A 4,558-nucleotide genomic window follows, 5' to 3' on the forward strand; every position below is an offset into this window, starting at 1 on the left:
TGTAGGCCGAGAGGTCACCGGCCTGCGTCTCGATGATCGGCAGCGCGGTCAGCGATCCGCCACCGAGCGTGTCGTTCAGCTTCGCGGCGCGCTCGAGCAGGCGCGAGTGCAGGTAGAACACGTCGCCCGGGTACGCCTCGCGGCCCGGCGGACGACGGAGCAGCAGCGAGATCTCGCGGTACGCCATGGCGTGCTTCGAGAGGTCGTCGTAGATCACCAGCGCGTGGCGGCCGCTGTCGCGGAAGAACTCGCCCATCGTGCAGCCCGAGTACGGGCTGATGTACAGCATCGGCGCCGGGTCCGAGGCGCCTGCCGCGACGATGATCGTGTACCGCATCGCGTCGGCTTCCTCGAGCGTGCGCACGACCTGGGCGATCGTCGACTGCTTCTGGCCGATGGCCACGTAGATGCAGATGACGCCCGTGTCCTTCTGGTTGATGATCGCGTCCACCGCGACGGCGGTCTTGCCCGTCTGGCGGTCGCCGATGATCAACTCGCGCTGGCCGCGGCCGATCGGCACCATGCCGTCGATGGCCTTGATGCCGGTCTGCAGCGGCTCGCGGACGGGCTGGCGATCGACCACGCCCGGCGCGATGACCTCGATCGGCGAGACGCGCGACGTGTGGATCGCGCCCTTGCCGTCGACCGGCTGGCCGAGCGCGTTGACGACGCGACCGAGCAGCTCCTCGCCCACCGGCACCGAGATGATGCGCCCGGTGCGGCGGCACTGATCGCCCTCGCGAATCAGCTTGTAGTCGCCAAGGAGCACGGCGCCCACCGAGTCCTCCTCGAGGTTCAGCGCGATGCCGAACACGCCGTGGGGGAACTCGATCATCTCGCCCGCCATGGCGCGCTCGACGCCCTGGAGGCGCGCGATGCCGTCGCCGATGGACAGCACGGTGCCGACCTCGGCCACGTCGACGTTGGACGTGTAGCCGCCGATCTGCTCGCGGATGATGCGGGAGATGTCGTCTGCTTTGATGGTCATGATTGGTGGGTGAGAGAACCGCAAGACGTCACAGGGATCAGCCCTGCTGGACGAACTGCTCCTTCATGCGCGCGAGCTGCCGCGCCAGGCTGCCGTCGTAGACCACGCTGCCGACGCGGGTGACCGCGCCGCCGATGATCGCGGCGTCGACGCGCGACGACAGCGACACCTGCTGCCCGGTCGCGTGCGAGAGGGCGTCGCGCAACTGCGCGAGCTGCACCTCCGACACCGGCACCGCCGTGGTCACTACCGCGTCGACGCGCCGCTCGACGCGGTGCACCTGGGCGCGGAACTCCTTGAGGAGGGCGGCCAGGCCGTCCACCTGATGCTGCTCGGCCAGCAGGCACAACACCTGCGTGGCGGCCGGCGCGATCCCGAGGGCGTTGGTCACCTGCTCGACGACGGCGCGCTTGCCCTCGCCGGCGACGAAGGGCGAGCGCAGCGCGTTGCCGAGCTCCGCGTGCTCCTGCATCACCGCCACGAAGGCGTCGAGGCCGTCGAGCGTGGGTCGGGCATCGCCCCTGCCCTGCGTCACCTCGAAGAGGGCGCGGGCGGCGCGGCGGGCTTCCGGCGCGGTCACTGGACGTTCCTCATCTGGCTGGCGTACGTGTCGACGAGCGCCGACTGCTCCGCCGGCGTGAGCGTGGCCTTGAGGCGGGTCTCCGCGACATCGACGGCGAGCGCCGCGGCCTGCGCACGGAGGTCGGCGCGGGCGGCACGCGTCTGCGACTCGATTTCCTTGCGCGCCTGTTCCACGAGACGATCACGCTCTGCCTCGGCGGCAGCGCGGATGCGCGTGCGCTCGGAGGAGAGTTCCTCGGCACCACGCGTGCGGAGCGCGTCGAGCTCGGCGGGCAGCGCCGCCAGCTTGGCCTCGATCTCGGCGAGGCGCTGCGTCGCGAGCTGCTTCGTCTCGGCCGCGTCGACCAGGTCCGCGCGAATCTGCGCGCGGCGCGACGCCAGGTGATCGGCAAGCGGCTTGCGGCCGAACCAGTAGATGACACCCGCGAGGATGGCGAAGTTGGCGATGCGGGCCAGCGTGACGAGCAGGCTCTCGCCGTGCGCCTCACCGTGCTCGCCGGCAGCCGCACCGTGCGAGGCCGCCGCACCGTGGTCGCCAGCCGGAGCCGCGTGGTCAGCGGCCGGAGCGGCGTGGCCATCGGCCGGGGCACCCGGCTGGGCCGGGGCGTGGTCGGCCGTCCCGGCGGCCGGCGCGGGCGCGCCGTGCGCGTCTGCCGCAGGAGCCTGAGGCTCGGTGCCATGGGCGGCCGGCGCCGGCGTTGCCGCGGCGGGTTCGGTCGCGTGGGGTTGCTGTGCCAGGAGCACTGGCGTGGCAAGCGCCATCGCCCCGGTCGTCACGACCGCGAGGGCGACACGCTGCAAGCTCTGTCCCGTCATCGAAAAGGTGCCCATCAGTGCGTGCGCCCCGCCAGCCGGTCGGCCAGTTGCTCACCGAGCTGCCGTGCGTCCTGCTCGAGCTGCGCACGGGCCTGCGCCGTGTCGGCCGCCAGCGTGACGCGCGCCTGTTCGAGTTCGCGGTCGGCCTGGTCGCGCGCGGCGCTCAACATCGAGGCGCGCTCTTCCTGGCCCTGGTGCCGCATGTCGTCGAGTTCGCGGTAGAACGCCGCGCGGGCCGCCGTCGTCTTCGCGTCGAACTCCTCGGAGGCGCGACGCGCCTCGGCCGCGCTGCGCTCGGCGAGCGATCGCGCCGACTGCACCGCGTCCTCGCGCGCATGCATCACGCGAAGGAGTGGCTTGAAGAAGAGCTGCTGCAGGATGACCGTGAGCAGCAGCACGAGGGCAATGACCCACAGGACCGACAGGTCCGGTAACACGGTGCCTCCGGGAGTGAACCGACGTGGACGGGGCGCGCCCCGCCGCAGGCAAGACACGGGCACATGGGGTGACTCAGCGTGCCCGCCGAAACACTCGTTTATACCATCATTTACAAAACAGGCGCAATACGGATGGGCATGACCGCCCCGCCATCATGCCTGCATCACCCTTCGACTTCGCTCAGGGCAAGCAGGGGGTGGGAACCGGGATTACCCGTGGGTGAGGATGACGCGTGCCCCGTCCGGCGCGGCCGGATCCACCCGACCGACAATGGCCGCGGCGAGGCCGGCGGCCCGGAGTTCGTCGGCGAGGCGCACGGCGATGGCAGGGTCCACGGCGGCCAGGAGACCGCCAGATGTCTGCGGATCGAAGGCCAGCGCCGCCAGGTCGTCGGGCACCGACTCGAGGCGGATGCCGTCGCCGAAGTGCTTGCGATTGTTGACCATACCGCCGGTCTTGTTGCCGAGCGCCAGGGCGAGGGCGCCGGGCAGGACAGGCGCCAGGGCCATGTCGATCACGAGCGTGGCGTGGCTCGCGGTGGCCACCTCGCAGGCGTGTCCGGCCAGCCCGAACCCGGTGATGTCCGTGCAGCCGTGGACGGCGCCCGGATGCGCCAGGAAGCACTCGGCCGCGGCCCGATTGGTCTGCCCCATCGAGGCGACCGCGGCCGCGAGCGTGGCCTCGTCGGTGCGGCCGAACTTCGAAGCCGTCGCCACGATGCCGGTGCCGAGCGCCTTGGTGAGGATCAGCAGGTCGCCGGGGCGGGCGCCGCCGTTGGTCCACACGGCGTCGGGCGCGACGAGTCCGGTCACGGCGTACCCGAACTTGATCTCCGTGTCCTGCACGGTGTGGCCGCCGAGCAGCGCCACCCCGCACTCCTGGAGCACGGAGAGGCCGCCCATGATGATGGCGCGCGCCGTCGCCATGTCGAAGTCGCGCGCCGGGAAGGCAGCGATGGCGAGGGCCGTGATGGGCCGCGCGCCCATCGCGTAGACGTCGCTGACGGCATTGGCCGCGGCGATGCGCCCGTACGCGAACGGGTCATCGACGATGGGCGTGAAGAAGTCGACCGTCTGTACCAGCGCCAGGTCCCCCACCACGAACACACCGGCATCGTCCGCGTCCCGGTAATCGACCAGGACACGGGGATCGGTGGGCACGGGCAGATCGCTCAGGACCTGAGCGAGCTCGCCAGCGGCGAGCTTGCTCGCTCAACCGGCGCAGGCGGCGTAGTCGGTCAGTCTCTTCATGATTCAGAATTCACAGTTCAGAATGAAGCGCGGGGCCGGCAGCACAGGAACGCGCACCACTACAGCAATTCAGAGTTCACAGTTCCGAACGAAGCGCGGGGCCGGCGTTGACGGCACGCACCATCATCTTCGGTTAGCTCAGAATTCACCCTTCCGAATTCAGCGCTGGGTGAGCATCACGGGCAAGCGCACAAACCACTGCAATCCAGAATCCACAGTTCACGATCAACGTCTGGACGATCGGCAAGCCGCCGGGTTCGGACCACGAATCCCGCGTGAGCTCCCACGTGCCCAACGGTGAGGCCCGGCGCTTCATGCTCAACCCTGGAACCTGACATCGCTGTCCGGGTGGCTCGGGTCGTGCCTCTTGCGTCGGCCGCCCGGATGTCCAACGGTGATGGCCCCGCGCTTCATTCTGAACTCTGAATTCAGAATTGTTGGTAGGTCTTTACCTCTCCGTGAGGAACTCGTAGAGGCGGATCAG

5 protein-coding genes are annotated in these 4,558 nt (G+C 69.9%); all 5 read right to left on the reverse strand.

Going from position 1 to position 4,558, the window contains the following annotated elements:
- Positions 1-988, reverse strand: a 988-nt coding sequence (gene atpA, locus ACIRDX_RS20735; RefSeq protein WP_396627340.1) for a F0F1 ATP synthase subunit alpha, incomplete at its 3' end; no start/stop codon positions are given.
- A 37-nt stretch (positions 989-1,025) separates the two neighbouring features.
- The gene (atpH, locus tag ACIRDX_RS20740; RefSeq protein ID WP_396627341.1) at positions 1,026-1,568 is read right to left on the reverse strand and encodes an ATP synthase F1 subunit delta; all 543 of its coding nucleotides are present in this window, start codon (positions 1,566-1,568) and stop codon (positions 1,026-1,028) included.
- On the reverse strand, positions 1,565-2,386 hold the full coding sequence (locus ACIRDX_RS20745) for a hypothetical protein (protein WP_396627342.1): 822 nt from the start codon (positions 2,384-2,386) through the stop codon (positions 1,565-1,567). Before ACIRDX_RS20745 ends, atpH begins: the two co-directional genes overlap by 4 nt.
- 14 nt (positions 2,387-2,400) lie before the next feature.
- Positions 2,401-2,823 carry an ATP synthase F0 subunit B gene (locus ACIRDX_RS20750; protein WP_396627343.1) on the reverse strand — a complete coding sequence of 141 codons (423 nt, stop codon included), beginning with the start codon at positions 2,821-2,823 and terminating at the stop codon, positions 2,401-2,403.
- 210 nt (positions 2,824-3,033) lie between these two features.
- Complete coding sequence (gene selD, locus ACIRDX_RS20755) at positions 3,034-4,074, reverse strand: selenide, water dikinase SelD (RefSeq protein WP_396627344.1); 1,041 nt, start codon at positions 4,072-4,074, stop codon at positions 3,034-3,036.
- Positions 4,075-4,558: the final 484 nt, after the last annotated feature.

The sequence above is a fragment of the Luteitalea sp. genome, from assembly GCF_044337415.1.
Taxonomy (GTDB): Bacteria; Acidobacteriota; Vicinamibacteria; order Vicinamibacterales; family Vicinamibacteraceae; genus Luteitalea.